Below are 3164 nucleotides of genomic sequence, written 5' to 3'. Positions count from 1 at the left end.
AACTATATGGTGATGTTCTCGGTTTAAAAGCTCCTCCTCTTAAGAAGTTTGCCCCTGATTTTTTTACTGCTTTTGCTATTTCTACGATTTGTTCTTCACTTTCTACAGAACAAGGTCCAGCCATTATTCCAAGATGTCCTCCACCTACTTTTGTTCCGTTCACATCTACTATTGTAGGTTCTGGATGGAATAATTTATTAGCTTTTTTATATGGTTCTTGTACTTTTAATATTTTTTCTACACATTTAAATGTCAATAATTCATCTGAATCTATATATGATGTATCCCCCACTAAGCCCAATACAGATCTTGCAATACCTTCTATTTTATCGACTGCTGCTCCTCTGCTTTCTACTGCTTCAACAACTTCATTTAATTCTTCTTGTGTGAATCCTGGTTTCATTACTATTATCATATCTATTCTCCTCCCACATCCACTTTGAATGCTTTATATTATTTTAAACATTTAATTATTTACCCCTTAAAACTTCTATTATTTTTATAGTATTATTGTATCTCCTAATACTATCTCTTTACCTTCTACTTCTGCATATTTTTTTACAGTTTGCATTATTTTATCAAATGCATCTGGTTTTATTGATTGTTTTCCATCACATAATGCTTTTTCTGGATTGTTGTGTACTTCTATCATAAGCCCATCTGCACCAACTGCCATAGCAGCTTTTGCAAGTGGTTCTACTAAGTCACGTTTCCCAGTTGCATGAGATGGGTCTATTATTATTGGCAGATGTGATTTTTGTTTTATAACTGGTACTGCACTTAGGTCTAATGTGTTTCTTGTCGCTGTTTCAAATGTTCTTATTCCTCTTTCACAAAGAATTACATTTTCATTTCCTCCAGCCATTATATACTCTGCACTCATCAGCCATTCTTCTATTGTAGAACTCATTCCTCTTTTTAATAATACTGGTGTTTTGGTTTTTCCTACTTCTTTTAATAAATCAAAGTTTTGCATGTTTCTCGCACCGATTTGTATTACATCTACATCTTCTACAAATTTATCTAAGTACGCTGTAGACATTAATTCTGTTACTATTGGAAGATGAGTTTCTTGTTTTGCTATTTTTAATAATTCTAATCCTTCTAGTTCTAAACCTTGGAAACTATATGGTGATGTTCTCGGTTTAAAAGCTCCTCCTCTTAAGAAGTTTGCCCCTGATTTTTTTACTGCTTTTGCTACTTCTATTATTTGCTCTTCACTTTCTACTGAGCAAGGACCTGCCATTATTCCTACAAAATTTCCACCGACTTTACTTCCATTTACATCGACAATAGTGTCTGCTGGGTGGAATAATCTATTAGCTTTTTTGTATGGTTCGCTTACATTCATAACTTTTTCTATATATGAGAAAGCTAATATTTCATCTGGATCTACTAATGTAGTATCGCCTATAACTCCTATAACACACATTTGTTTCCCATGAGATATAGATACTCTTAATCCTCTTACTTTTAAGAAGTTTAATATCTCATTTAATTGGTCTTGTGTATATCCTATTTTTAATACAACTATCATAACTTTATCCTCCACAATAAATTTTATATTTTTAATGTCATATTTATCTCTTTATTTTAAATGATTATTTTTATATATATGTGTATTAATTTAAAATTTATTTACACTTAATATCTCTATAACAACCTAAAAGTTTAAAATATTTAGAGTTTCTTGCAATTACATTTACCGCTTGTTTTATATTTTCATCAAATAGATTTCCATCAAAATCTACAAAGAATATATAGTTCCAAGGGTTATTTCTATTTGGCCTAGATTCAATTTTTGACATATTTAAACCAAATTCTTTAATATCTCTTATTAAATTATATAATCCTCCACTAGTATCTTCAACTGAGAATAATATACTTACTTTATCACAGGTTTCATCACACTCTAAATCTCTACCTATAACAATGAATCTTGTATAATTGTTTTTTAAATCATTTACATCTTTTTTAATTATTTTTAAATCATATAATTTTGCAGCTCTTTCAGATGCTATCGCTGCCTTACTCTTATCTTTTAAATCAGATACTAATTTTGCTGATATTGCTGTATTAGAATAAGGAATTAAATTATAATTTTTATGCTTATCGAAAAATTTTGTACTTTGTTCAAATCCTTGTGGATGAGAGTAAACTTCTTTTATATCATCTACTGTAGCACCTTTTATTCCAACTAGATTTTGACTTATTTTTATACATTCTTCTCCAACAATATATAAATTATATTCCTTTAATAGATCTTCTACAGTTCCAATTCCACCAGTTGATGAATTTTCTACTGGCAGTATTCCATATTCTATTTCCCCACTTTCAACGGCTTTAAACACTTCTTCAAATTTTTCATATGATTTAGCTTCTTTTATATTTTTAAAATATTTTAGCATAGCTTCATTTCCAAATGAGCCTGCTACACCTTGATATCCTACTACTAAGTTTTCCCTATCATTTTTATAAGGTTTAGTATATATTTTATTTTCTGGATATATTTCTTTTTGTTGTACTAATCTACTCAAATACATCAGGTTATCATAAAAACTTTCTACTAATTCTTCATACTCCTTATTTTCTAAATATCCCTTGTTTTTTTCTATAACCATTTTCTCTCTATCCGGATGAAAAATTTGCATGTTATTTTCCATTTTATATTTAGAAATAGCTTTTGCAACGTTCATTCTCTTTTCTAATAATTGTGTTATTTCTCTATCTATTTTATCGATCTCTACTCTATAGTCTTCTAGTAACTCCATCCTATCACCCTTCCTATATCTAAATGCATCATTTACTATGTGTTATTAAAAAAAGAGAACTCCTAAGAGTCCTCTTTTATAAAATAAGTATTATTTACCAATTCCATATTTTAAGATTTAACCTTTAAATTAAGATTAATATGAACTCATTAGAAAAGATTTATTTTTTATATTTTTACAGTAAAAGTATCCAGCGCTAAAATAAAAGCCCCAGAACATAAAGTAAAAAAAGTTATATAATTTTGCAAAGTCTTTTCTAATTACTTTCATCATTTTTTCCTCCATTTAAAGTATTTTTATAAATGAAACTATCTATTTATTGTTATTTGATTAAATATATAGTTTCAAAAATTTATATTTATAAGCTAAATACTTTTTATTATTAGCTTATAC

Annotated in this window: 2 protein-coding genes and 1 pseudogene; all 3 read right to left on the bottom strand. The window is 28.3% G+C overall.

All coding sequences use genetic code 11. The features are described from left to right. Positions 1–403 (bottom strand): annotated as a pseudogene (locus ABCM86_RS05040) (3-deoxy-7-phosphoheptulonate synthase); the annotation flags it as partial. Between the two features lie 96 nt (positions 404–499). Then, entirely contained in the window at positions 500–1537 is a 1038-nt protein-coding gene (gene aroF, locus ABCM86_RS05035) for a 3-deoxy-7-phosphoheptulonate synthase (protein WP_295677785.1), read from the bottom strand. A gap of 97 nt (positions 1538–1634) precedes the next feature. Further along, a complete protein-coding gene (locus ABCM86_RS05030) occupies positions 1635–2771 on the bottom strand; it encodes a chorismate mutase (RefSeq protein WP_307993767.1) in 1137 nt (378 codons plus the stop codon). Positions 2772–3164 lie beyond the last annotated feature (393 nt).

Origin of the sequence: Clostridium sp. 2218st1_F5_2218SCRN_220325, from assembly GCF_039062665.1 — a bacterium.
Lineage (GTDB): Bacteria > Bacillota > Clostridia > Peptostreptococcales > Peptostreptococcaceae > Intestinibacter.
This window is presented reverse-complemented; position numbering and strand designations above follow the sequence as displayed.

What these genes read in the sequence shown, in the direction of transcription:
- aroF (WP_295677785.1), bottom strand. Translation starts at nt 1,537, where the DNA reads ATGATAGTTGTATTAAAAATAGGATATACACAAGACCAATTAAATGAG.
- ABCM86_RS05030 (WP_307993767.1), bottom strand. Translation starts at nt 2,771, where the DNA reads ATGGAGTTACTAGAAGACTATAGAGTAGAGATCGATAAAATAGATAGA.